The organism is Massilia sp. UYP34 (genome assembly GCF_056279385.1).
Genome location: NZ_JBWBRF010000006.1, coordinates 45,859 through 66,479, shown reverse-complemented (window position 1 = coordinate 66,479; position 20,621 = coordinate 45,859). Strand labels below are relative to the sequence as shown.

The window sequence follows — 20,621 nt, the reverse complement described above, 5'->3', positions numbered from 1 at the left end:
ACATATGGAACAGGTCTGCATTATGGAACGACTATTTCCACGCAGCAAGCAATTTTGAAACTTCTGTGGTTGTATTGACAATCGGATGTATCGATTTGTCGACAGGAAATGAAAAAGGCGTGCCGAGGCACGCCTTTTCGTTACGCTTGGATAGATTCAGGCCGTGGCCGGCATCCTGGCGGCGGCGTCGAGTAGCAGGCGCGGGTCGCCCAGCGCCAGTTTTTTTGAGTCGGACAGGGTCTGGCGGAATAAACGCGCCCCCGGCAAGCCCTGCATCAGCCCCAGCATGTGGCGCGTGATGCTGTTGAGCTTCAGGCCCAGCGGGCCGTACAGACGCAGCTGCTCCTCGATATACGGAATCATCGCTTCCAGCACCTCGACCCGCGAACGCGGGCGGCCGGCATCGAGGTCGCCATAAAAGCGCCGGTCCCAGTCGGCCATGGTCCAGGGATTGTGATAGGCCTCGCGGCCCAGCATCACGCCGTCGACATGCTCCAGGTGCAGCGCGATCTCGTCGTCGCTCTTGATGCCGCCGTTGATCAGGATCTCGAGGTCAGGGAACTCCCGCTTGAGCTGATAGGCCACCGCATAGCGCAGCGGCGGGATCTCGCGGTTTTCCTTCGGCGAGAGCCCTTTCAGAACGGCATTGCGGGCGTGCACGATGAACGTCTTGCAGCCGGCGGCGGCGATGGTGCCGACGAAATCGCGCACGAAGCCATATTCCTCGTCGTAATCGATACCGATGCGGTGTTTTACCGTCACGTCGATCGACACCGCATCGCGCATCGCCTTCACGCAATCGGCCACCAGCTGCGGCTCGTTCATCAGGCAGGCGCCGAACGCGCCCTTCTGCACCCGTTCGGACGGGCAGCCGCAGTTGAGGTTGATTTCGTCGTAGCCCCATTGCTGGCCCAGCTTCGCGCTCTTGGCCAGGTCGGCCGGATCGCTGCCGCCCAGCTGCAGAGCGACCGGGTGCTCGACGTCGTCGTAGCGCAGGTGGCGCTCGACGTCGCCGTAGACCAGGGCGCCGGTGGTGACCATCTCGGTGTACAGCCAGGTGTGGCGGGTAATCTGGCGGTGGAAGACGCGGCAGTGGCGGTCGGTCCAATCCATCATGGGGGCGACCGACAGGCGGCGCGATGGCAGGACAGGGGCGGCGGCGCCCGGAATGGTCGAGGTGGTGCTCATGCTGGAAGAGTCTGGTCGCCGCCGGTGCGGGCGACGAATACTGTCGGGAACCGGCAATGATAAGCCAAACCTGGCTGCGCCGCATCTGTGACGCGATCTGGACGCGCTTCGGATGCCGTGCGGATGCATGAGAAAGCTGAGCGCTCAGGGGTCAAGCGCTCAGCTGCGGACTACGTCGATGACCTGCTGACGTTCCTGCGCGGCGCGCCCGCGCGCGCGCCGCTCAAGCCGCTTTCATTACGCGGCTGTTGAACTACGCACACTCGGGCAACGGCATCAACGGTTGCGGCTCACCCGCCACACGGTATTGGCCAGGTCGTCCGCGACGATCAGGGCCCCGCGCGGATCGACGGTGACGCCCACCGGACGGCCGCGCGTCTTGCCGTTCTCGTCACGGAAGCCCGTGACGAAGTCGATCGGCTCGCCGGCCGGACGGCCGTTGGCGAACGGCACGAAGATCACCTTGTAGCCTACCGGCGGAATCCGGTTCCAGCTGCCGTGCTCGCCAACGAAGGCGCCGTTGGCAAATTGCTCGCCCATCACCGGCGACGAGAAATGCAGGCCGAGGGCGGCGACGTGCGAGCCGAGGCTGTAGTCCGGCTTGATGGTGGCCTTGACCTTTTCCGGGTCGCCCGGCATGACCCGCGGATCGGCGTTCGGGCCCCAGTAGGCGTACGGCCAGCCATAGAAGCCGCCTTCGCGCACCGAGGTCAGGTAATCCGGCACCAGGTCCGGTCCCAGCTCATCGCGCTCGTTGACCACCGACCACAGCTGCCCGGTGTCCGGATGGATCGCCAGCGCCGTCGGATTGCGCAGGCCCGTCGCATACGGTTTATAGGTGCCGGCAGCGGCGTCGATCTGCCATACCATCGCGCGGTCGACTTCGGCTTCCATGCCGCGCTCGGTGATATTGCTGTTCGAGCCGATGCCGACGTACAGGTAACGTCCGTCGGGGCTGACGGTCATCGCCTTCGTCCAGTGGTGGTTGATCGCGGAAGGCAGCTCGGTGATCGAGGTCGGCGCGCCGCCGGCCGCGGTCTGGCCTTCCTGGTAGTCGAAGCTCACCAGCTCATCCTGGTTGGCCACGTAAATCTTGTTGTTGGCAAACGCCAGGCCATACGGTGCGTTCAGTTTGTCCGCGAACACGGTTTTCAGTTCGTACTGGCCGTCGCCGTCGGCATCGCGCAGCAGGGTCAGGCGATTGCCGCCCTTGACCTGGGTATTGCCCTTGGCCTTGATGTAGCCGGCGATCACGTCTTTCGGCTTGAGCTTGGCCGCATTGCCGCCGCGGCCTTCCGCCACCAGGATGTCCCCGTTCGGCAAGACCAGCGTCTGGCGCGGGATTTGCAGGCCGGTCGCGATGGCCGTGACGCTGAAGCCTTCCGGCACGGTCGGCTTCTGGTCGCCCCATGGCGATGGTTCGGCAATCTTCATGCTCGGCAACATGCCGCGTTGCGGCGCCGGCAGTTTCGGGTCGGTACCGAGCGACAGCGTCTTGGCGCCCTCGCCTTCGGTGCAGCCAGCCAGGAGCAGGCTAACGCCCAGCAATACCAGTGTGCTCGATCGCTTCATGGTGCACCTCCCACGCGTGGTTGGAGACCGGCCCAGGCCGCGAGGCAGGCCAGGACGAAGACGATGGCCGACAGCACCAGGCCGGCCGGCATGACGGCCCAGGCGTCCTTGGCGTGCTGGAAGGCGTTGAACAGCCCCAGCGCCCAGGTGGCCAGGAGCAGCAGGAAGTAGGTCAGGACATGGCCCTTTTTGTGCGGCGCCCGGATCAGGTTGACCAGCGCAAACACCAGAGCGAGTCCGCTGAGCAACTCGGCCCCGGCGATCAGCCAGGACGCAAAATTGCTCCACTGAATCTGGTAAGTATTGTAGTAGGCGAGATCGCTCAGCAATGCGCCCAGGAACAGCGAGACGCTGCCCGCGAGCAGGATGGTATGAAGCGTGCCCGGCGCACTGCGGTATGCCGGGTTTGCTGTAACGACAGTCGACATCGGATTGTCCTTGATAGTTGGTGTTATCCAAATAGTATCGAGTCGACCGATGTCCTGGCGCATGGTTGAACCAGATTCGATTTCTCTCACGCCTGCACGCCGGGGAAGCGGCGCCCTGGCGTGCATGACGGCATCAGATCCGGTCGTTGGCCTTCGTGTCTGCAGTCATGTTCGCTCGACGACGGCGCGGCGAAAAAAACGCTCCCATGCAGCAACAAACAAGGCATGGTGCCGGCATACCGAATTACAATTAGCATTATTTCCCATAGGCAAGCCGATTTGCGTCGGCCCTGTATGCATGAACAATATGATTCCACCCGATGCCGCGGCCAGGATTGCCGAACGCCGTCAAGGCGTGCGCCGCAATCCGCGCGATGCCAACGCCAACGCCCTGCTCGGTCTTGCCTTGCTCAAGGAATTGCAACTCGAGGAGGGCGTCAAGGCATTGCAGCGGGCGCTGGAGCTCAATGCGAAGTTGCGCGGGGTGCACGGAGTGCTGGCCGGCGCCTTGTTCGACCTGCGCCGTTATGAAGAAGCCGTCGCCTGCTACCGCGTCGCCTTGCGCTTCCAGGAAGCGGCAGACCTGCACCAGCATCTGGCCGACGCCTTGCTGCGCCTTGGCCGCGCGGACGAGGCCGAGCCGAGCGCCCGTCGCGCGGCCGAGCTGGCGCCACAGGACATCGCCATCCAGCTGACCCTGGCCGGCGTGATGAACGCCCGCGGCGCCGCTGCCGAAGTCGACGAGATCATGGCGCGGGTGCTGGCGCTGGCCCCGGACGAGCCCGGCGCGCGTTTCGACCTGGCATGCCTGCTTTACCAGGGCAACCGCCTGATCGAGGCGCGCACCTGCCTGGAGGGCGTGCTCGCCGCTCAGCCGCAGCACGTCCGCGCCTTGCACCAGTTGGCGCTGTGCCACAAACAACTCGACAACGGCGACGAAGCGATCCGTACGCTGGAACAAGCCGTCACGCTCGCGCCCGGCGACGACAGCCTGCTCGACGAGCTGCGCGCGGTATTGCAAAAGTTTCGACGCTATCCGGACGCCATCGGGGTGGCGCGCCAATTGCTGGAGCGCAATCCTGAGAGCGGCAATGCCCTCAATACCCTGCTGCATTGCCACTTCACGATCGGAGAATGGGAACATGCCCTGCAAGCGGCGCGGCGGCTGCTCGAGGTGTCGCCTTCGGCGGTGCACCATAGCATCCTGCTGTTCATCCTGAGCCACTGCTGCACCGACGCAGAAGCGCTCACGCGCGAGCACCTCGCCTTCGGCGAACGCTGGGAACCCGGCTTGCAGGCATTGCGCCGGCCGCACACGAACGACCGGGATCCGGCGCGGGTACTGCGGGTCGGACTGGTCTCGGCCGACTTGTACAATCACGCCGTGTCCAACTTCCTGGCGCCGACGTTGTCGGCACTGAAGAACAGCACCCAGCTTCAGATCTACGCCTATTACAATAACGCACGCGAAGACGCCATCACGCACGCGATCAAGAACGATGTCCATGCCTGGCGCGTCATCTGGAACATGGACGATGCGACCGCCGAAGACCTGATCCGCAAGGACGGCATCGATATCCTGATCGACCTGTCGGGCCATTCGGCCATGAACCGCCTGCCCCTGTTCGCGCGCAAACCCGCTCCCGTCCAGGCGACATGGATGGGCTATGCCGGCACCACCGGCCTGGCCTCGATGGACTACATCCTGCAAGACCGGTTCATGGTGCCTGGGACGCGTTACGACAAGCAGTTTACCGAGAAAATCGTCAAGCTGCCCTTGGGCGCACCCTTCCTGCCGTCGTCAGACGCGCCACCGGTGAACCCGCTGCCGGCGCTGAGCAACGGTTACCTCACCTTCGGCAGCTTCCACCGCGCGAGCAAGCTCAGCCCTAGCGTGATCGCACTCTGGGCCTCGCTGCTGCGCGCAGTGCCGACCTCGAAGATGCTGCTCGGCGGCCTGGTGGCCGGCAACGATGAACTGCTGACCGAGTGGTTCGCCCGGGAGGGAATTCCACGCGAGCGCCTGCTGATGCGCCAGCGCAGCGGCATCCGCGCCTATCTGGCCCAGCACCATGAGGTCGACATCTGCCTGAGCCCCTTCCCCTACAGCGGCTCGACCACCATCGGCCATGCGCTGTGGATGGGCGTGCCCACCCTCGGCACGGTCGGCAAGACCAATCCAAGCCAGGCTGCGGCGCCGTACATGACCCACCTGGGGCTGCACACCTTTGTCACCGACAGCCCCGAGACCTATGTCAAGCTGGGCCAGCTGCTGGCCGAGAACCTGTCCGCGCTGGCGACCATCCGCAGCACAATGCGCGAGCGGTTCCTCAATTCCATCCTCGGCTACCCCGGCATCGTTGGCGGTGGCGTCGAACTGGCGCTGCGCCGCATGTGGGAACGCTGGTGCCGTGGGATGGACGCGGCGCCGATCGAGATCACGATGCAGGACCTGGCCGATACCGGGGCGTCCGCCGCAGCCGGGCAGGACGGGATGGCGTGACCGGAGCGGGCATCAAAAAAATTTCTAAAAAGAATTTAATGCCGCAGGGAAATTGGTCGCCTTGTTACTGTGAGAGCGAGTGACGCACTCGAAAACACCGACCGATTGACCGAATTACCTGCTTACCAGGAGCTAAACATGCTGAGCCTTCACACCAACAACGCTGCACTGTCCGCACAGAACTCGATCGCCAGGACCCAGGGCAACCTGTCGACCTCGATGACCCGCCTGTCGACCGGCTACCGCATCAACTCGGCAATGGACGACGCCGCCGGCCTGCAGATCGCTTCGCGCCTGAAAGCGCAGACCTCGGGCATGACCGTCGCAATGCGTAACACCCAGAATTCGACCTCGATGCTGCAGACCGCCGAAGGCGCGCTGGACGAAGTGTCGAACATGCTGGTCCGCATGAAGGATCTGGCAACCCAGGCAGCCGATGCATCGTCGACCGACGACGACAAGGACGCCATGCAGCTGGAATACGATGCACTGGGCCTGGAACTGAGCAATGTTCTGAAGAACACCACCTTCGGCGGCGAGACGCTGCTGGTCGGCGGCACCGTGGAATCGGCGATGACCTTCCAGATCGGCGCTTCGTCGAGCGAGACCATGGAAGTCGACCTCAGCGCCGCGATGAGCACCCTGGACACCGACATCTCGGCCGTGTCGGCGAACTACAGCGCCGCTACCACCGGCACCGAACTGACCACGAACGCCAACAGCACCATCCAGACCCTGGAAGACGCACTGGCGTCGGTCAGCACCGTGCGTTCGAGCCTGGGCGCCGCTGCAAACCGCCTGGAACACGTGTACAACAACTTGGCCAACATCAGCACCAACACCAAGGCCGCGACCGGTCAGATCATGGACGTCGACTTCGCCAGCGAGAGCGCGAACATGACCTCCAACCAGATGCTGCTGCAAGCGTCGACCGCCATGCTGAAGCAGTCGAACAGCATGTCGTCGATGGTCATGTCGCTGCTGCAGTAATGACCGCATAGCCGGACCTCGCCCGGGCCTCACCCCGGGCAAGATTCCAGAAGGCCAGCCGCGCGGTTGGCCTTTTTCTTTTTTGGACCACGACCGCCATGGCCATCCCGCCCCTCCTGCCCGCCGCCCTGCCTCCCCCCATCGTGCCCGCGCTGCAGGTCGGCGCCGTGGCCGCCGCCCTGCCCGCCGCCCTGCTCGGCGGCGATGGACCGCCGCTGCCGTTTTCCCAGCCGCTGCCGGGCGCCGCCGCGGCCAATGGCCAGGCAGCGGCGGCCGAAGCCGGCGCCGAAGGCGCGGCCATGCGTCCCGACCAGGCAGTGCTGGCACGCCAGCTGGCCTATCCGCCGCAGGACGCCGCGCAGCTCGCGCGCAGCTGGCGCGCCCAGGTGCGCAACCACGGCAGCCAGCTGACCAGCCGCGCGCTGGCGGCCAGCGCCGGCCAGTTGTCGCCGGCCATGCTGGCGGCGGCCCAGCAGGGGCAAGTGGCGAGGGCCCCCGAGCACCAGCTGGCCCACCCGGACGCCTGGCGCTTCACGGTGCATGCCGGCGGCCAGGCCGCCCAGCACCTGGGGGTGCTGGCGGAAGACGCCGACAAGCCGCCTGGACGCCGCCGGCGCCCGCGCGCGGCCCTGCGCCTGGAGCTGGAACTGGCCGACGGCACCCCGGTGGTGATCCAGGTCGAACCGCTGCCGCAGGGCGTGGCGATCGAACTGTGCGCGCCGGATGCGCGCGCGCTGACGCGCCTGCGCCGGCTGCAGCCGGAACTCGAAGAAGTATTGGCGCGCGCCGGGGTGAATGTCGTGCGCTGGCAGTTGCGCGGCCATTTGCCGGTCGGGCGCACCCACGCCATGATCGCGAATGCCGAAGCCGCGGCCCAGGCCTTGACCCCGGCCGTGTTCCGGACCGTGGCCGAGCTGGCGCTGTTGCTGCCGGCCGTGCCGGCGCGGGAGCAGGAAGTCTAGAGCCCTGCCAGCCAGTCGCGGCACGACTGGCGGAAATGGACGATCTTTGCCTCGGTCGCCGAGGCGTACGCCAGCGGCGCCGGACTCCAGCTCGATTTCGGCACCAGGCGGCAGACCTGGTGGTCCTCTTCGAACACCTTGCGGTTGATCTCGGCGCTCGAGGCGAACAGCGGCGCCAGCAGCTGCGCCGAGCGCGGATTCGCCGGGTGCGCGCCCAGCAGGCGGCTGCTGAAATGGGTGGTCTCGGCGCCGTGCGCGGCCGGGAAGAAATGCTGCAGCGAATACGAGTAGCCGAAGGTCGACGAGATCATCGTGAACGGGAACAGGTAGATGCTAATGTAGCCGTCGTAGGCGTAGTCGATGGCGAAATGGCGCCTGAACGACTGCAGCTGCCTGGCGACGCGGGCATTGCCCAGCGGCGCGCGCCATACCGAGTTGCGGCCATGGTAGACGTTCTCGCCGGCCTCCAGCCCGAGCGTGCCCAGGGTATCCGGATGGACCATGCCGATATGGTAGGGCTCGAGCGCGTTCTCGACCGCCACCGCCCAGTAGCAGCCGAAATCGTAGGTGTTCAGATCGAGCCGGCCGGCGATATTGAAGCCGATGTTCTCGAGCAGGCCGGCAGCCTCGCCCAGCTGGTCGTACAGCGCCAGCGCCGGCGCGACCGCGGCGAACAGGAAGTCGCCGCACCAGTCGAGCTGCAGCGTGTTCAGGCGCGCCGTGGACAGGTCGCAGCCGGCGAAGGACGCGGCCTGCGGCACGCTGACCCGGCCGCCATGGAAGCTCCAGCCGTGATAGCGGCAGGTGGGCGGCTGGTTGCCGGCGGCGTCGGGATAGATGCGCGCGCCGCGGTGCGGGCACAGGTTGTCGAAGGCGACCAGCTCGCCGCCGTCGTTGAAGACGACCAGCTCGCCCAGCGGCGTGTGCAGGCGCAGGTAGTCGCCCGCCAGCGGCAGCTCGTTGCGGTGGCAGAGCAGGTGCCAGTGCTCGCGGAACAATCGGGCGTCGAAATCCATGTCAGAGCTTCTTTGCGGGCATCACGTACATCACGGCGCGCTCGGGCACGTCGCGCATCACGGTGGCGCCGGCGCCGATGCGCGCCCCGGCGCCGATCGCGACCTTGGGCAGCACGCGCGCGCCGCTGCCGAAGAAACAGCCCTCGCCCACCTGCACGGCGCCGGTCAGGTCAACGTGGCAGCTCAAGGTCGAATACGCGCCCAGCACCACGTCGTGGCCGACGCCGCTGAGCGCATTGACAGCGACTAAGTCGCCGACCCGGGCATGGCTCGACACCACCGCCTGCGGGCAGATCACCACGCCCTCGCCCAGCACGGCGCTGCGCGCCACGGTGGCGCTCGGGTGCACCAGGCGCGCGAACCGGGCGCCGCGCGCCTTGAGCAGGCTTGCCAGCCGCGCCTTGGCCGCCGGATCGCCGATCGCCATCACCAGGCGGTCGCCTTCGCGCGGGACGAAGTCGTCGATCGCGCCGAGATAGTCCAGCGCGTAACCGAAGCCGTCCAGCGCGGCCGGGCTGCTGTCGAGGAAGCCGGTGAAGGCGCGGCCGTCTTCCAGCGCGCCGTCGAGCGACCAGTCGATGAGTTCGCGGGCGAAGGCGCCCGCCCCCACCAGGATCGTGCGCGCTGTCGTGGATGCGTGATTCAGCGACACAGGTAGCCTCCATCGACCACCATGGCGGTGCCGGTGATCCAGCGGCTGCCCGGCCCCAGCAGGAAGGCGGCGGCCTCGGCCACGTCGCCCGGCTCGCCGAAGCCCAGCAGGTGCTGGCCTTCGTAGGCCTGCATCGAGGCCTCGGTGCCGGCGCGCGCCAGGCGCTCATGCATCGGCGTGCGCACCGCGCCGGCGGCGATGGCATTGACCCGGATCCTGCGCGGCGCGAACTCGCAGGCCAGCGAGCGCACCATGCCCTCGATGCCGGCCTTGGCCGCCGAATAGGCGGCCATGCCGGCCTGGCCGGCGGCGCCGGCGACCGAGGACATGAACACCAGCGAGGCGCCGTCGGGCATGGCGCCGCGTGCGGCCAGCGCGCGCGCGATGCCGAGCGCCGCGAACAGCGAGCCCCCCATCACCTCGTCCACCTGCTGCTGGCGCAGCAGGCGCACCGGCCGGATCGCCTCGATGCCGGCGCCGTGGAACACGCCCTGCAAGGGGCCGTGGTCCGCGACCAGCAACTTGACCCAGTCGGCGGCGCCGTCGGCGTCCTGCAGCGCGGCGCTGGCGGCCACGTGGCCGCTGCCTGCCAGGCCGGCGACAGTGGCATCCAGGCGGGCCGCGTCGCGTCCGGCCGCGATCACGCGCGCCCCGCGGCGCGCCAGCAGTTCGGCCGTGGCGCGGCCGATGCCCGACGAAGCGCCGGTCACGAGATAGGTGCCGGCCAGGCCGGTATCAGGAATAGTCGTCATGTGTCGATGGTCTCGCAGACCGCAAGCGGGCCCACGTCCAGTGAGGCGGAAGCCCAGGAATAGCCGACCCCGAAGCCGAACATGGCCAGCCGCCGCGGTCCGCTGCGCAGGGCCTCGGCCAGGTCGGTCGTCATCAGGAGCGGGATCGAGGCCGAGCTGGTATTGCCGTAGCGGTCGATATTGAAGGGCACCTTTTCCGGCGCCAGCTTCGCCTTCTTCGCCAGGTGCTTGAGCATGAACAGATTGGCCTGGTGGAACAGGAAGGCGTCGTGCCCTTCCATCCCGATGCCCGCGTGTTCGAAGGTGCGGGCCACCAGCGGCGGCACCGAGCGCAGCGTGAAATTGAAGATCTCGCCGCCATCCATGTACAGGGCGGCCGGGTCGCGCCCGTCCAGGCGCGCATCGACGCCCGCCACGTGCTCGCGGAATGCGCCCTGGGGCACGATCAGGTTGGCCGCGCCGCGGCCATCGCTGCCGAGGATGAAATGCGCCAGGCTGTCCGGATCGGCCTCGATCGCGGTCACCGTGCCGGCGTCGCCGAACAGCATGGCGGTGGCGCGGTCCTGCGGATCGACGATGCGGCTGACGGTGTCGCCCACCGCCAGCAGCACGCGCCGCGCGGCGCCGCCCGCGACCATGCCCTGGGCCAGCCACAGGCCGTACGGATAGCCGGAGCAGCCGAGGTTGACGTCGAAGGCGATGCAGCCGGGCGGCAGCCCGAGGTCGGCCTGCAGCGCGCAGGCGGTGGCCGGCAGGCGCCAATCAGGGGTCTGCGACACGAAGATCACGGCGTCGACCGAGTCGAGGCTCCAGCCGAGGCCCTCGAGCAGACGGGCGCCGGCGACGCGGCACAGGTCGCGCGTGGTGGCGCCGGGCGCGACGCGGCGGCGCGACTGCACGCCGATCATCTTGACCACCTCGTCGACCGCGGCCTGGCCGAAGCGCTCGGCGAAGCCGGCGTTGCCCACCCGTTCGCGCGGCAGGCAGGACACCAGGCCCGCGATGCGCGCGCCGGCGACCTTCGCTTCACGTCCGGCGTTCATGGTCAGCCTTTCGCGGCCTGGGCGATCAGCGCCTCGATGTCGGCGATCGTGGTGCAGGCGGCCAGCGCGCTGCCGTCGAGCATGACGTTGTAGCAGTCGTCGACCAGGGCGATGGTCGAGACCAGCGCCAGCGAATCCCACTGCGCCTCGGCACTGTTCAATTCGAATTCCGGGTTGATGCGCGCTGGGTCGACCTCGAAGATCTCGGCCATGCCTTCGTAGAATTTGCTCATGTTTTTAGTCCAGTTCCAGGGTTAACAGGCAGCCGGCCCAGGAAAATCCCACGCCGAAGCCGAGTAGCATCAATGTTTTGGGGGTCGCAAGGCAGCCCTGCGCGCGCATCGCGTCGAGCGCCAGCGGAATCGTCGACGACACCGTATTGCCGCAGTCCTCGACGTGGATCGGGAAGCGCTCCGGGTCCACGCCCATCTTCTTGCGCAGCGATTCGAGCATGAAGCGGTTGGCCTGGTGCAGCACGAAGTAGTCGACCGCCTCGCGCGCGACCTGCGCCTTGTCCAGCAGCGCGGTAGCCGCGCGCGGCACTTCGCGCAGCGAGAACGCCATGATATCGGCGCCCGCCATGTACAGGTGCTCGCGCGAACGGACATTGCCCGAGTCGTCGCTGGTTTCGCGCGCCGTGTCCTGGCTGCGCGGGGTGCGAAAGCCCCCGGCCTCGACGATCAGCTTGTCGGCGCCGCGGCCATCGGTGCCGAACACGAAGGGGCCGATCGCGGGCTGTTCCTCCGGCGCGGCCTCGCGCGCCACCACGGCGGTCGCCGCGGCGCCGTCGCCGAACAGCGTGCGCACGCTCTTGTCGAGCGGGTGAATGTATTTCGAATAGGTGTCGGCGGTCAGCACCAGCACGCAGCGCGCCGCGCCGCTCTCGACCAGCCCGCGGGCCAGCGACAGGCAATACACGAATCCCGAGCAGCCCAGGTTGACGTCGAGCGCGCCGCTGCCGGTGGCCAGGCCGAGCCGGTGCTGCAGGATGCAGGCGGTGGTCGGCAGCACATGGTCGGGCGCCTGGGTGCACAGGATCACGAAGTCGACCTGTTCACGCTTGACCTTGCCGCGCGCGAACAGCGCCTCGGCGGCGTGGAAGGCCAGGTCGCCCGCCGTCTCGTTCGGCGCGGCGATGCGGCGGCTGCGGATGCCGGTCTTCTCGAAGATCTTGTCGGCGCCCCAGCCGGGATACAGGCGGCCCAGTTCCTCGTTGTCGAGCACGGTGGCGGGCAGGTGTCCGGCCAGGTCGGCGATGACGGCCAGGGTGGCGTGCTGTTTCATGCGGTCTCCCGTATCAGGTCGATGACGCGGCGCTGGTCGCTGTCGGCCAGCGCCGGGAAGATCGGCAGGCACAGCACCTGCTCGGCGGCGCGCGCCGCGACCGGCAAGCGGTCAGGGGCCGCCGACGGCAGGTCGCGGTACATCGGGAAGCTCGAGATCAAGGGATAGAAGTAGCGCCGCGCGACGATGTCGTGCTCCTTCAGGCGTGCATGCAGGGCGTCGCGGCTGAGCGGATAGTCGGGGCCGACCAGGATCGGAAAGTACGAGAAATTAGTCGCATCGCGCGCGTTGGCGTCGGGCTCGGTCCATGGCTGCACGCAGCGGATGCCGGGCACCCCGGCCAGCGCCTCGGTATAGGCGCGCGCCAGCCGGCCGCGCGCCGCGATCGCGGCATCCACGCCCTTGAGCTGCAGCAGGCCGAAGGCGGCGTTAATCTCGCTCATCTTGCCGTTGATGCCGGGCGCCACCACCGTGGTCTCGTCGACGATGCCGAAGTTCTTGAGGCGGTCGATGCGCTGCTTGGTGCGCGCATCGCCGCACACGATGGCGCCGCCCTCGAAGGTGTTGAACACCTTGGTCGCATGAAAGCTCAGCACCGACAGGTCACCCTGGTTCAGTACGCTCGAGCCCTCGTGGCGCACGCCGAAGGCATGGGCCGCGTCGTAGATCACCTTCAGGTTGTAGTTGTCGGCGATGGCCCCGATGGCGCGCGTGTCGCACGGCTGGCCGTAGCAGTGCACCGGCATGATGGCGGTGGTCTGGGGCGTGATCGCGGCCTCGATCCGGCGCGGGTCGAGGTTGAGCGTGTCGGGGTCGACGTCGACGAACACCGGCTTGATGCCGTTCCACAGCAGCGAGTGCGAAGTCGCCACGAACGAGTACGGGGTGGTAATCACCTCCCCCGTGACGCGCAGCGCCTGCAGCGCGGTGAGCAGCGCCAGGGTGCCATTGGTGAACAGGCAGATGTGCTCGACGCCGAGGTGGCGGCACAGCTCTTCCTCCAGCTGCTGGTGGAAGGGACCGCCGTTGGTCAGCATCTTGTTGTCCCATATCTGCGCGAGATAGGCATGGAACTGCTCCAGCGGCGGCATGTCCGGCTGGGTCACATAGATCGGCTTGCGCTGGCTCATATCCTCCGCCATCTCCTCTCCCCTCTTCCTTTACCCGACCGTTCCCACGATCGACACGTCGCGGTTCTCGGGAATCTCGTTATACGACAGCACGTGCAGGCCCGGCGCGAACAGGCGCGCATAGCGCGCCAGCAGCGGACGCACCTGCGGCAGCACCAGCAGCAGCGGCGGCGTATGCTGCTGCTTCATCTGCTCGCGCGCCACCGGCATATTAATCTGTAATTGCGACAGCAGTTGCGGATCGATCGGGTAATTGTCCAGCACGACCTTGCCGCCGCCGTTCTGGCGCGCCTGGTTCAGGGAACCGAGCAGCATGTTTTCCAGTTCGGCCGACAGGTTAAAGGCCGGCATCTCCTTCTTCTTGCCGAACAGGGTCGAGACGATCTGGCGCCGCAGCGCGCAGCGCACCTCGGCCGCCAGCAGGATCGGATCCTTGGTCGTCTCCGAGCTGTCGAGCAAGGTGGTGGCGATCACCACGATGTCCTTCAGCGACACGCCCTCGGCCAGCAGCACGCGGAACACGCGCAGCAGCTGGGTGTGCGTCAGCGACTTTTCCAGCGCCGCGGCCAGCTTGGGCGACAAGGCGGTGAGGCGTTCCAGGATCGCCGGCACGTCTTCGTGGCGGAACAGCTCGTGCAGGTATTCGCGCACCACCTTCGAGACGTGGGTCGCGATCGCGCTCGGCACTTCGACCACCTGGTAGCCCAGGCCCAGCGCGTGCGCCTTCTGGCCTGGTTCGATCCAGGTGATGGCCATGCCGTAGGCCGGTTCGATGCCGGGGATGCCATCGAGCTCGCCGTACACGCTCGGCGACGGGATCGCCAGCAGGTGCTCGGGCATCACCTCGGCCTCGGCCACCACGGTGCCGGACAGGCTGATCGAATACTGGGTCGGGCGCAGCGCCAGGTCGTCGCGCACCGCGATCGCCGGCAGCAGCATCCCCATCTGTTCCGACAGGCTCTGGCGCACGCCCTTGACGCGCTTGACCAGCGGCTCGCCCTGGGCGCGGTCGACCATGCCGACCAGCTTGTAGCCGACCGCCACCGCCACCTGCTGCACCACCGGCAAGGCCTGCCAGTCGAGGTCGGGCGCGCGCTCGTCGCGCAGCGCGGCCTCGATTTTCGCCACGCCGTCGATGTCGGGCGCCTTGACCCGCGCGCCGACCTTCCAGCCGGCGTAGGCCAGCACGCCCGCGGCCACCGTGAAGAACATCCACGGCATGCCCGGCACGATCGCCAGCAGCAGCATGACGCCGGCCGCCGAATACAGTACGCCCGGCTGGGCCAGCACCTGGTTGCCGACCTGCTGTTCGAGATCGCCCGATTCGCCGATGCGGGTCACCAGGATCGCGGCGGCCGCCGACAGCATCAGGGCCGGGATCTGGGCCACCAGGCCGTCACCGATGGTCAACAGCGCATACACGCGGAAAGCGTCGCCCAGGGCGAGGTCGTACATCAGGGCGCCGATGGCGACGCCGCCCACCAGGTTGATGATCAGGATCAGGATCGAGGCGATCGCATCGCCGCGCACGAACTTCGAGGCGCCATCCATGGCGCCATAGAAGTCGGCTTCGGCCGCGACGTCCTTGCGCCGCGTGGTCGCCTGTTCCTGGTTGATCAGGCCCGCGTTCAGGTCGGCGTCGATCGCCATCTGCTTGCCCGGCAGGGCATCGAGCGTGAAGCGCGCCGAGACTTCCGAAATCCGTTCCGCGCCCTTGGTGACGACGATGAAGTTGACGATCATCAGGATCACGAAAATCACCAGGCCGACCACGAAGTTGCCGCCGATGACCACGTTGCCGAAGGCTTCGATCACCTGGCCGGCGGCATGCGTGCCCTCGTGGCCGTGCAGCAGCACGACGCGCGTGGAAGCGACGCTGAGCGCCAGGCGCATCAACGTGGCGCCCAGGATCACGGTCGGGAACACCGAGAAGTCGAGCGGACGCTTGGCAGTCACCGCGACCAGGATCACGATCAGCGACAGCATGATGTTGAAGGTGAACAGCACGTCGAGCAGGATCGGCGGCAGCGGCAGCATGATCATGGCCAGCAGCGCGATCAGGAATACCGGCGCGGCGAACTTGTGCCGTCGCAGCTCGCCGACGAACGCGTTGAAGGTAGTCGTAAAGTTCATGCTTGTTTCTCGCTCAGATGAGATGGGACTTCCATCTCGTTGGGGAACCGCGGGGGCGCCTGGCGCCGGCCCGTGCGGAACGCATTCAGTTGCAGCACGTAGTTCAGCACCTGCGACACAGCCTGGTACAGCTGGGCCGGGATCTGCTGCTGCACCTGGCTGGTGTTGTAGATGGCGCGCGCCAGCGGCGGCAGGGTCAGGGTCTCGACGTTGTTTTCTCGCGCCACCCGGCGGATGTACAGCGCCATCTCGTCCACGCCCTTGGCCACGACGAACGGCGCCTCGGCGCGCTCGGTGTCGTACTTGAGCGCCACCGCGTAGTGTTCCGGGTTGACGATCACGACGTCGGCGGTCGGCACCGTGCTGCGCACGCTGCGCCGGGCCAGCTGCTGCTGCAACTGGCGGATGCGCTGCTTGACCTCGGGCCGGCCCTCGTTGCTCTTGTGTTCTTCCTTCATATCCTGCTTGCTCATGCGCTGGTTGCGCATGAACAGCCAGTGCTGCACCGGCACGTCGATCAGCGCGAACACCACGAACACCGCGACCATCGCCATCAGGGCGTCGAAGGCCAGGCTGCTGCCGGCGACGACGGCTTCCGTCAGCGGCATGCGCTGCAGCTCGACGTAGGCCTTCATGCCGGCGCGCGAGACCATCCACAGCACCACGCCCAGCATGACGGCCTTGCCGGCCGAGGTGAAAAAGCCCACCCAGTGCTTTTGCGAGAACAGGTTGCCCAGGTTGGTGATGGGGCTGAAGCGGCTGAACTTGGGCTGCAGGTTCTTGCCGCTGGCGATGAGGCCGCCCGGCACCGCGCCGGCCACGATGATCGCCAGCGGAATCGCCAGCAGCGGCAGCACCATCTGCACCAGCAGCATCATGCTGGCGCCGAACACGGTCGACAGCGCGTTTTCCATGTTGCCGGCCGCGCCCATGGGCACGAACACCAGCCGGAACAGGTGGCGCAGGTCTTCCAGGTAGCCGGGCGCCATCAGCGCGAACAGCTTCAGGCTGATCAAAATGCCGACCGCGGTCGCCAGGTCGCGCGAGCGCACCACCTGGCCCTCCTGGCGCGCTTTCTTGAGCTTTTGCGCCGAGGGTTTTTCGGTCTTGTCGCCGCTGCTGTTGTTATCCGCCACGGGCCATCCTCATCTGTTCGGTCAGCATCTCCAGCACCTGGTTGGTCATCGCCACGTAGTGCTCGGGGATGAAGCGCACCAGCTGGATCAACATCAACAGGCCAAAGATCGTCACCAGCGCGAAACCCAGCGAGAACAGGTTCAGGCTGGGCGCGACCCGGTTCAGGAAACCGAAGCCCATCTGCACCACGATGGTCGAGAACACGATCGGCAGCGCCAGCAGCACGGCGGCCGCGAACACCCAGCCGACGTTGAGCGCGACCGCCTCCAGCAGCATGGGTTGGAAGCCGGCGCCGACCGGCCAGGCATGGAAGCTCTGGCCCAGCACCGCCACCAGCACCAGGTGGCCGTCGATGGCGAAGAACACCAGCATCGCCACCAGCGACATCAGGCCCGAGATCACGTCCGACACCTGGCCGTTGATCGGATCGTTCATCTGCGCCATCGAAAACCCGATCTGGCTCGAGGCCAGGAAGCCCAGCATGGTGACGGCCGCCATCGCGAACTGCAGGGCCAGGCCCAGCACGCCGCCGATCACGGCCTGCTCGAACATGGCGACCACGCCGGAGAGCGAAAACGGATCGGGAGCGGCCATGCCGGCGCGCGTGGTCAGGGGCAGCATCAGGAACGACAGCACGATCGCCAGCAGCACGCGCACCGGCATCGGGATGGCGCCGTCGCCCATCACCGGCGCGGTGACCATCATCGCCATGATGCGGCAGAACGGCCACCACAGGGCGCCGATCAGCGGCAACAGGTATCCGTACAGCTCGACGCCCATTCAACCCACCAGGGTCGCCGCGCGCTGGAACACCGAGACGCAGTAATCCATCAGCCGGGTCGTCATCCAGTGGCCGGCAAGGATCACCGCCAGCAGGGTCACCAGGAGGCGCGGCAGGAAACTCAGGGTCTGTTCGTTGATCTGGGTCGCGGCCTGGAACAGCGCCACCACCAGGCCCATGATCAGGCCCGGGATGACCAGCACCATCACCAGCAGCATCACGATCTGCAGGGCCTCGACCACCAGGTCGACGGCGATATCGGGACTCATGTTCGTCGCTCTCTCGTGTAGGAATGGCCGGCTAGTAGCCGTGGATGCTGCCCACCAGCGTGCTCACCGTCAGCGTCCAGCCGTCGACCAGCACGAACAGCAGCAGCTTGAACGGCAGCGAGATCACCAGCGGCGACAGCATCATCATGCCCATCGCCATCAGCACCGAGGCCACCACCAGGTCGATGATCAGGAACGGAATGAACAGCATGGCTCCGATCTGGAACGCGGTCTTCAGTTCGGACAGCACGAAGGCGGCCAGCTTGACCGGGAAGCTGTGCTGCTGCGGCTGCGCATATGCCGGTTCGCCCGCCAGGCGCGCGACCTGCGCCAGCGAGGTCTTGCTGGTCTGGGCCAGCATGAAGCGCGACAGGGGCACTTCGGCGATCCGCAGCGCCTGTTCCAGGCCGATCTTGTCCTGGTCGTAGGGCAGGAACGCCTCTTTCCACACCTGCTCGCCGACCGGACGCATCACCAGGATGGTCAGGATCAGGGCGATGCCGGTGATGATCCGGGTGGGCAGTCCCTGCTGCAGGCCGAGAGCCTGGCGCAGCAGCGACAGCACGATCACGAAGCGGGTGAAGCAGGTCGTCATCATGATCATCACGGGCAGCAGCCCGAGCAGGGTCATGATGACCAGGATCTGCGACTTGACGGTCATGCCGGAGCTGGTCGCATCGGCGCCCGGGATGACGCCGGCCAGCAGGTCCTGGTTCTGGGCCAGCGCCGGGGACGACAACAGCAGGCCGCCCAGCAGCGCGCCGAACAGCAGCGCGCCCATCGGCGCACTGCGGGTGACACCCGTCATGGCGCGAGCATGTCCAGGTTCAGGCCGTCCAGGTCGATCACCTTCAGGCCGTACTGCTCGCCCGCGACCACCACCTCGGCGCGCCCGATCGGGGTGCCGTTGACCTTGATCACCAGCGGCTCGCCGGCCAGCGAATCGAGCGGCAGCACCGACGACGGCTGGATCTCCATCAGTTCCTGCAGCGAGACGCGGACAGAGCCGACCTCGAGGGTCAGGGTCACCGGGATGCGCCGCATCATCTGCGGCAGCCGGCGTCCGGCATCGCGGCCGGCCGTGGGGGCCGCGCCGTCGGCGGCGTCCAGATCATCGATGATCACGTCGCCAGCCAGTTGCTCGTTGAGGTTCATGTCCATTATTCGGCGTCTTCAAATGAGGTTAAACACAGCTTGCCCTTGTGCTCGGCCACCGCGGCCGTGAACAGGCGGGAATCGTCGAGCAGGACGTCGGCGCGGCCGACCGAGACCGGGATCACGTCGCCGACCTTCAGGCCGAACAGTGTGGCGAGGGTCACTTCCTTGCTCACCAGGCGGCCTTCGAGCTTGACCTGGAGGTGCGACGCCAGCGTCTCGCGCGCCATGCGCGGCGCGCCGCGCATGCCGTTGCGGTCGGCCATCAGGCCCTGCAGCACGTGGGCCATCAGGGCGTGGTCGAGACCGATCCACAGGCGGCCTTCCGGCGCCGCCAGGCCGGGGTCGTCGGTGTCGCGCCGGCCGTACTGGGCGCGCAGCACGGCGCGGATCACCCAGCCGGCCTTGCTTGGCGCGCCGGCCGGCACGATCGAGGCGCCGGCCCTGGCCGGCTGCGGCGCGGCCGCAGGCGCGGCGGCGCCGGCCGCGGCCAGCCCGTGCGCCACTTGCTCGTCGAGCAGCCGCGCCACCTGCTGGGCCAGGGTCGCGGCCAGGCGCTCCTCGGTGGCGGTCACACGCTCGAGACCGGGGTCGCGCTGTGGCGCGGCAGTCGCCCCCTGCGGCGCGCCCTGCGTGCGGCGCGCATAGCGGCCTTCGAGCAGGTCCAGCAGCAGGCTGCGTTCGAAAGCGACGGCGGACACGCCATACGGACCGTTCAAGCCCAGCCAGCGCAGCGCGCGGTCATCGGGGGCGCGCTCGAAGGCGAGGCTCTCGAGACGGAAGGCGCCCCAATAGCGGCGTCCTCCCGGAGAAACCATCGCAGCGGCGAGCGCCTCGGCCAGGCGCGCCGCGAAGGCCGGCAACAGATGCACCGGCCGCCCCAGCAGGCAGGGGTCGAGCACCTGGAAATCGCGTGCACGATCTGGTTGATTTATCGACATGTTTGTTGACTAAGTGTTACGTTTCGATAGCAGCTTTTCATTCTCCACGGCAACAATTATACAGGGAAGTCTTCCGCAGAAGCTTTGACATTCTTCTTTGATTTCCAACTTGCCGTACGGTAATATCGTACTGTCGCATCGCAACAACCGGCCCCGCTTCCCGGCTTCTCAGAGGAGAGAATGGGTTCCAGAACACGAAACAAACAGTAAAAACAAACGTTCGTTCGTTGACCGATGTTTAAGAATTAAAAGACTCACCGGGCTGGCAAAAGCCGAAAAATCGCACATTTTTGTCGCTCGCAAACAACAACGCTTTTACATGGGAACCACGATGGCAACTGAACTTGCCGGCTTGATCCGGGCCGACCTGGCACAACTGACCAACGACGCGAACCGCCTGGCGATCGCGCCCGCTAACCCCTTCGACGCCCCCGGCGCCGATGCCGGAAACGCCTTTTCCTTCACCCAGGCGATGAAGCAGGCCATCGCCAACGTCGATGCCCAGGACCAGGCGGCGGGCGCGCGCGTGGCCGCCGTCGAATCCGGCAAGAGCGACGACCTGGTCGGCGCCATGCTGGCCAGCCAGCAAGCCAGCCTGTCGTTCTCGATGCTGATGCAAGTACGCAATAAGGTCATGACGGCCGTCGACGAGCTGATCAAGCTCCCGGTCTAACCATTCAGCGAA

21 protein-coding genes are annotated in these 20,621 nt (G+C 66.8%); 4 read left to right on the top strand and 17 right to left on the bottom strand.

The window, feature by feature from the left end:
• Positions 1-156: 156 nt before the first annotated feature.
• From dusA to ACZ9AQ_RS12170, 3 genes are all read right to left on the bottom strand, one after another.
• Positions 157-1,188, bottom strand: coding sequence for a tRNA dihydrouridine(20/20a) synthase DusA (dusA, locus tag ACZ9AQ_RS12180; protein ID WP_429206397.1), 1,032 nt, complete (start codon positions 1,186-1,188; stop codon positions 157-159).
• Positions 1,189-1,464: 276 nt separating this feature from the next.
• Positions 1,465-2,760 (bottom strand): PQQ-dependent sugar dehydrogenase, encoded by a 1,296-nt coding sequence (locus ACZ9AQ_RS12175; RefSeq protein ID WP_429206396.1) that lies wholly within the window; start codon positions 2,758-2,760, stop codon positions 1,465-1,467.
• The gene (locus ACZ9AQ_RS12170; protein WP_429206395.1) at positions 2,757-3,188 is read right to left on the bottom strand and encodes a DUF2231 domain-containing protein; all 432 of its coding nucleotides are present in this window, start codon (positions 3,186-3,188) and stop codon (positions 2,757-2,759) included. Before ACZ9AQ_RS12170 ends, ACZ9AQ_RS12175 begins: the two co-directional genes overlap by 4 nt.
• A 307-nt stretch (positions 3,189-3,495) precedes the next feature.
• Here ACZ9AQ_RS12170 and ACZ9AQ_RS12165 point away from each other — a divergent pair, with 307 nt between their 5' ends.
• The 3 genes from ACZ9AQ_RS12165 to ACZ9AQ_RS12155 all read left to right on the top strand — a co-directional run bounded on the left by ACZ9AQ_RS12165 (position 3,496) and on the right by ACZ9AQ_RS12155 (position 7,643).
• Complete coding sequence (locus ACZ9AQ_RS12165) at positions 3,496-5,691, top strand: O-linked N-acetylglucosamine transferase family protein (protein WP_429206394.1); 2,196 nt, start codon at positions 3,496-3,498, stop codon at positions 5,689-5,691.
• Positions 5,692-5,829: 138 nt separating this feature from the next.
• The gene (locus ACZ9AQ_RS12160) at positions 5,830-6,681 is read left to right on the top strand and encodes a flagellin N-terminal helical domain-containing protein (protein WP_429206393.1); all 852 of its coding nucleotides are present in this window, start codon (positions 5,830-5,832) and stop codon (positions 6,679-6,681) included.
• Between the two features lie 98 nt (positions 6,682-6,779).
• Positions 6,780-7,643 (top strand): hypothetical protein, encoded by an 864-nt coding sequence (locus ACZ9AQ_RS12155; RefSeq protein WP_429206392.1) that lies wholly within the window; start codon positions 6,780-6,782, stop codon positions 7,641-7,643.
• Here ACZ9AQ_RS12155 and ACZ9AQ_RS12150 read toward each other — a convergent pair.
• The 14 genes from ACZ9AQ_RS12150 to ACZ9AQ_RS12085 are packed head-to-tail and all read right to left on the bottom strand — an operon-like array spanning position 7,640 to position 19,936.
• Complete coding sequence (locus tag ACZ9AQ_RS12150; protein WP_429206391.1) at positions 7,640-8,659, bottom strand: aromatic ring-hydroxylating oxygenase subunit alpha; 1,020 nt, start codon at positions 8,657-8,659, stop codon at positions 7,640-7,642. The genes ACZ9AQ_RS12155 and ACZ9AQ_RS12150 overlap by 4 nt on opposite strands.
• 1 nt (position 8,660) lies before the next feature.
• On the bottom strand, positions 8,661-9,311 hold the full coding sequence (locus ACZ9AQ_RS12145) for a NeuD/PglB/VioB family sugar acetyltransferase (protein ID WP_429206390.1): 651 nt from the start codon (positions 9,309-9,311) through the stop codon (positions 8,661-8,663).
• Entirely contained in the window at positions 9,302-10,063 is a 762-nt protein-coding gene (locus ACZ9AQ_RS12140) for an SDR family NAD(P)-dependent oxidoreductase (RefSeq protein WP_429206389.1), read from the bottom strand. Before ACZ9AQ_RS12140 ends, ACZ9AQ_RS12145 begins: the two co-directional genes overlap by 10 nt.
• Positions 10,060-11,106: a ketoacyl-ACP synthase III gene (locus tag ACZ9AQ_RS12135; protein WP_429206388.1), complete on the bottom strand. Its 1,047-nt coding sequence runs from the start codon at positions 11,104-11,106 to the stop codon at positions 10,060-10,062. The genes ACZ9AQ_RS12140 and ACZ9AQ_RS12135 overlap by 4 nt, the downstream gene beginning before the upstream one ends.
• 2 nt (positions 11,107-11,108) lie before the next feature.
• Positions 11,109-11,339, bottom strand: coding sequence for an acyl carrier protein (locus ACZ9AQ_RS12130; RefSeq protein WP_429206387.1), 231 nt, complete (start codon positions 11,337-11,339; stop codon positions 11,109-11,111).
• A 4-nt stretch (positions 11,340-11,343) separates the two neighbouring features.
• Positions 11,344-12,390: a ketoacyl-ACP synthase III gene (locus ACZ9AQ_RS12125; RefSeq protein ID WP_429206386.1), complete on the bottom strand. Its 1,047-nt coding sequence runs from the start codon at positions 12,388-12,390 to the stop codon at positions 11,344-11,346.
• A complete protein-coding gene (locus ACZ9AQ_RS12120; protein ID WP_476108125.1) occupies positions 12,387-13,532 on the bottom strand; it encodes a DegT/DnrJ/EryC1/StrS family aminotransferase in 1,146 nt (381 codons plus the stop codon). The genes ACZ9AQ_RS12125 and ACZ9AQ_RS12120 overlap by 4 nt, the downstream gene beginning before the upstream one ends.
• Positions 13,533-13,550: 18 nt before the next feature.
• Complete coding sequence (locus ACZ9AQ_RS12115; RefSeq protein WP_429206384.1) at positions 13,551-15,653, bottom strand: flagellar biosynthesis protein FlhA; 2,103 nt, start codon at positions 15,651-15,653, stop codon at positions 13,551-13,553.
• Positions 15,650-16,789 (bottom strand): flagellar type III secretion system protein FlhB, encoded by a 1,140-nt coding sequence (gene flhB, locus ACZ9AQ_RS12110; protein WP_429206383.1) that lies wholly within the window; start codon positions 16,787-16,789, stop codon positions 15,650-15,652. Before flhB ends, ACZ9AQ_RS12115 begins: the two co-directional genes overlap by 4 nt.
• A complete protein-coding gene (fliR, locus tag ACZ9AQ_RS12105; RefSeq protein ID WP_429206382.1) occupies positions 16,779-17,570 on the bottom strand; it encodes a flagellar biosynthetic protein FliR in 792 nt (263 codons plus the stop codon). The genes flhB and fliR overlap by 11 nt, the downstream gene beginning before the upstream one ends.
• Positions 17,571-17,840 carry a flagellar biosynthesis protein FliQ gene (gene fliQ / locus ACZ9AQ_RS12100; RefSeq protein ID WP_429206381.1) on the bottom strand — a complete coding sequence of 90 codons (270 nt, stop codon included), beginning with the start codon at positions 17,838-17,840 and terminating at the stop codon, positions 17,571-17,573. It lies immediately after the preceding gene.
• A 31-nt stretch (positions 17,841-17,871) separates the two neighbouring features.
• A complete protein-coding gene (gene fliP, locus ACZ9AQ_RS12095) occupies positions 17,872-18,648 on the bottom strand; it encodes a flagellar type III secretion system pore protein FliP (RefSeq protein WP_429206380.1) in 777 nt (258 codons plus the stop codon).
• Positions 18,645-18,995 carry a FliM/FliN family flagellar motor switch protein gene (locus ACZ9AQ_RS12090; protein ID WP_429206379.1) on the bottom strand — a complete coding sequence of 117 codons (351 nt, stop codon included), beginning with the start codon at positions 18,993-18,995 and terminating at the stop codon, positions 18,645-18,647. The genes fliP and ACZ9AQ_RS12090 overlap by 4 nt, the downstream gene beginning before the upstream one ends.
• Positions 18,996-19,000: 5 nt before the next feature.
• Positions 19,001-19,936, bottom strand: a complete 936-nt coding sequence (locus ACZ9AQ_RS12085) for a FliM/FliN family flagellar motor switch protein (RefSeq protein ID WP_429206378.1) — start codon at positions 19,934-19,936, stop codon at positions 19,001-19,003.
• A gap of 331 nt (positions 19,937-20,267) precedes the next feature.
• Here ACZ9AQ_RS12085 and fliE point away from each other — a divergent pair, with 331 nt between their 5' ends.
• On the top strand, positions 20,268-20,609 hold the full coding sequence (fliE, locus tag ACZ9AQ_RS12080; RefSeq protein WP_429206377.1) for a flagellar hook-basal body complex protein FliE: 342 nt from the start codon (positions 20,268-20,270) through the stop codon (positions 20,607-20,609).
• Positions 20,610-20,621 lie beyond the last annotated feature (12 nt).

Excerpts from the sequence above, each read along its gene's own strand:
- ACZ9AQ_RS12135 (WP_429206388.1), bottom strand. The coding sequence starts at position 11,106 with ATGAACGCCGGACGTGAAGCGAAGGTCGCCGGCGCGCGCATCGCGGGC.
- ACZ9AQ_RS12115 (WP_429206384.1), bottom strand. The coding sequence starts at position 15,653 with ATGAACTTTACGACTACCTTCAACGCGTTCGTCGGCGAGCTGCGACGG.
- ACZ9AQ_RS12165 (WP_429206394.1), top strand. The coding sequence starts at position 3,496 with ATGATTCCACCCGATGCCGCGGCCAGGATTGCCGAACGCCGTCAAGGC.
- ACZ9AQ_RS12085 (WP_429206378.1), bottom strand. The coding sequence starts at position 19,936 with ATGTCGATAAATCAACCAGATCGTGCACGCGATTTCCAGGTGCTCGAC.
- ACZ9AQ_RS12120 (WP_476108125.1), bottom strand. The coding sequence starts at position 13,532 with ATGGCGGAGGATATGAGCCAGCGCAAGCCGATCTATGTGACCCAGCCG.
- ACZ9AQ_RS12090 (WP_429206379.1), bottom strand. The coding sequence starts at position 18,995 with ATGAACCTCAACGAGCAACTGGCTGGCGACGTGATCATCGATGATCTG.
- ACZ9AQ_RS12155 (WP_429206392.1), top strand. The coding sequence starts at position 6,780 with ATGGCCATCCCGCCCCTCCTGCCCGCCGCCCTGCCTCCCCCCATCGTG.
- ACZ9AQ_RS12175 (WP_429206396.1), bottom strand. The coding sequence starts at position 2,760 with ATGAAGCGATCGAGCACACTGGTATTGCTGGGCGTTAGCCTGCTCCTG.
- ACZ9AQ_RS12170 (WP_429206395.1), bottom strand. The coding sequence starts at position 3,188 with ATGTCGACTGTCGTTACAGCAAACCCGGCATACCGCAGTGCGCCGGGC.
- fliE (WP_429206377.1), top strand. The coding sequence starts at position 20,268 with ATGGCAACTGAACTTGCCGGCTTGATCCGGGCCGACCTGGCACAACTG.
- fliR (WP_429206382.1), bottom strand. The coding sequence starts at position 17,570 with ATGGGCGTCGAGCTGTACGGATACCTGTTGCCGCTGATCGGCGCCCTG.
- ACZ9AQ_RS12150 (WP_429206391.1), bottom strand. The coding sequence starts at position 8,659 with ATGGATTTCGACGCCCGATTGTTCCGCGAGCACTGGCACCTGCTCTGC.
- fliQ (WP_429206381.1), bottom strand. The coding sequence starts at position 17,840 with ATGAGTCCCGATATCGCCGTCGACCTGGTGGTCGAGGCCCTGCAGATC.
- ACZ9AQ_RS12125 (WP_429206386.1), bottom strand. The coding sequence starts at position 12,390 with ATGAAACAGCACGCCACCCTGGCCGTCATCGCCGACCTGGCCGGACAC.
- ACZ9AQ_RS12160 (WP_429206393.1), top strand. The coding sequence starts at position 5,830 with ATGCTGAGCCTTCACACCAACAACGCTGCACTGTCCGCACAGAACTCG.
- fliP (WP_429206380.1), bottom strand. The coding sequence starts at position 18,648 with ATGACGGGTGTCACCCGCAGTGCGCCGATGGGCGCGCTGCTGTTCGGC.
- dusA (WP_429206397.1), bottom strand. The coding sequence starts at position 1,188 with ATGAGCACCACCTCGACCATTCCGGGCGCCGCCGCCCCTGTCCTGCCA.
- ACZ9AQ_RS12140 (WP_429206389.1), bottom strand. The coding sequence starts at position 10,063 with ATGACGACTATTCCTGATACCGGCCTGGCCGGCACCTATCTCGTGACC.
- ACZ9AQ_RS12130 (WP_429206387.1), bottom strand. The coding sequence starts at position 11,339 with ATGAGCAAATTCTACGAAGGCATGGCCGAGATCTTCGAGGTCGACCCA.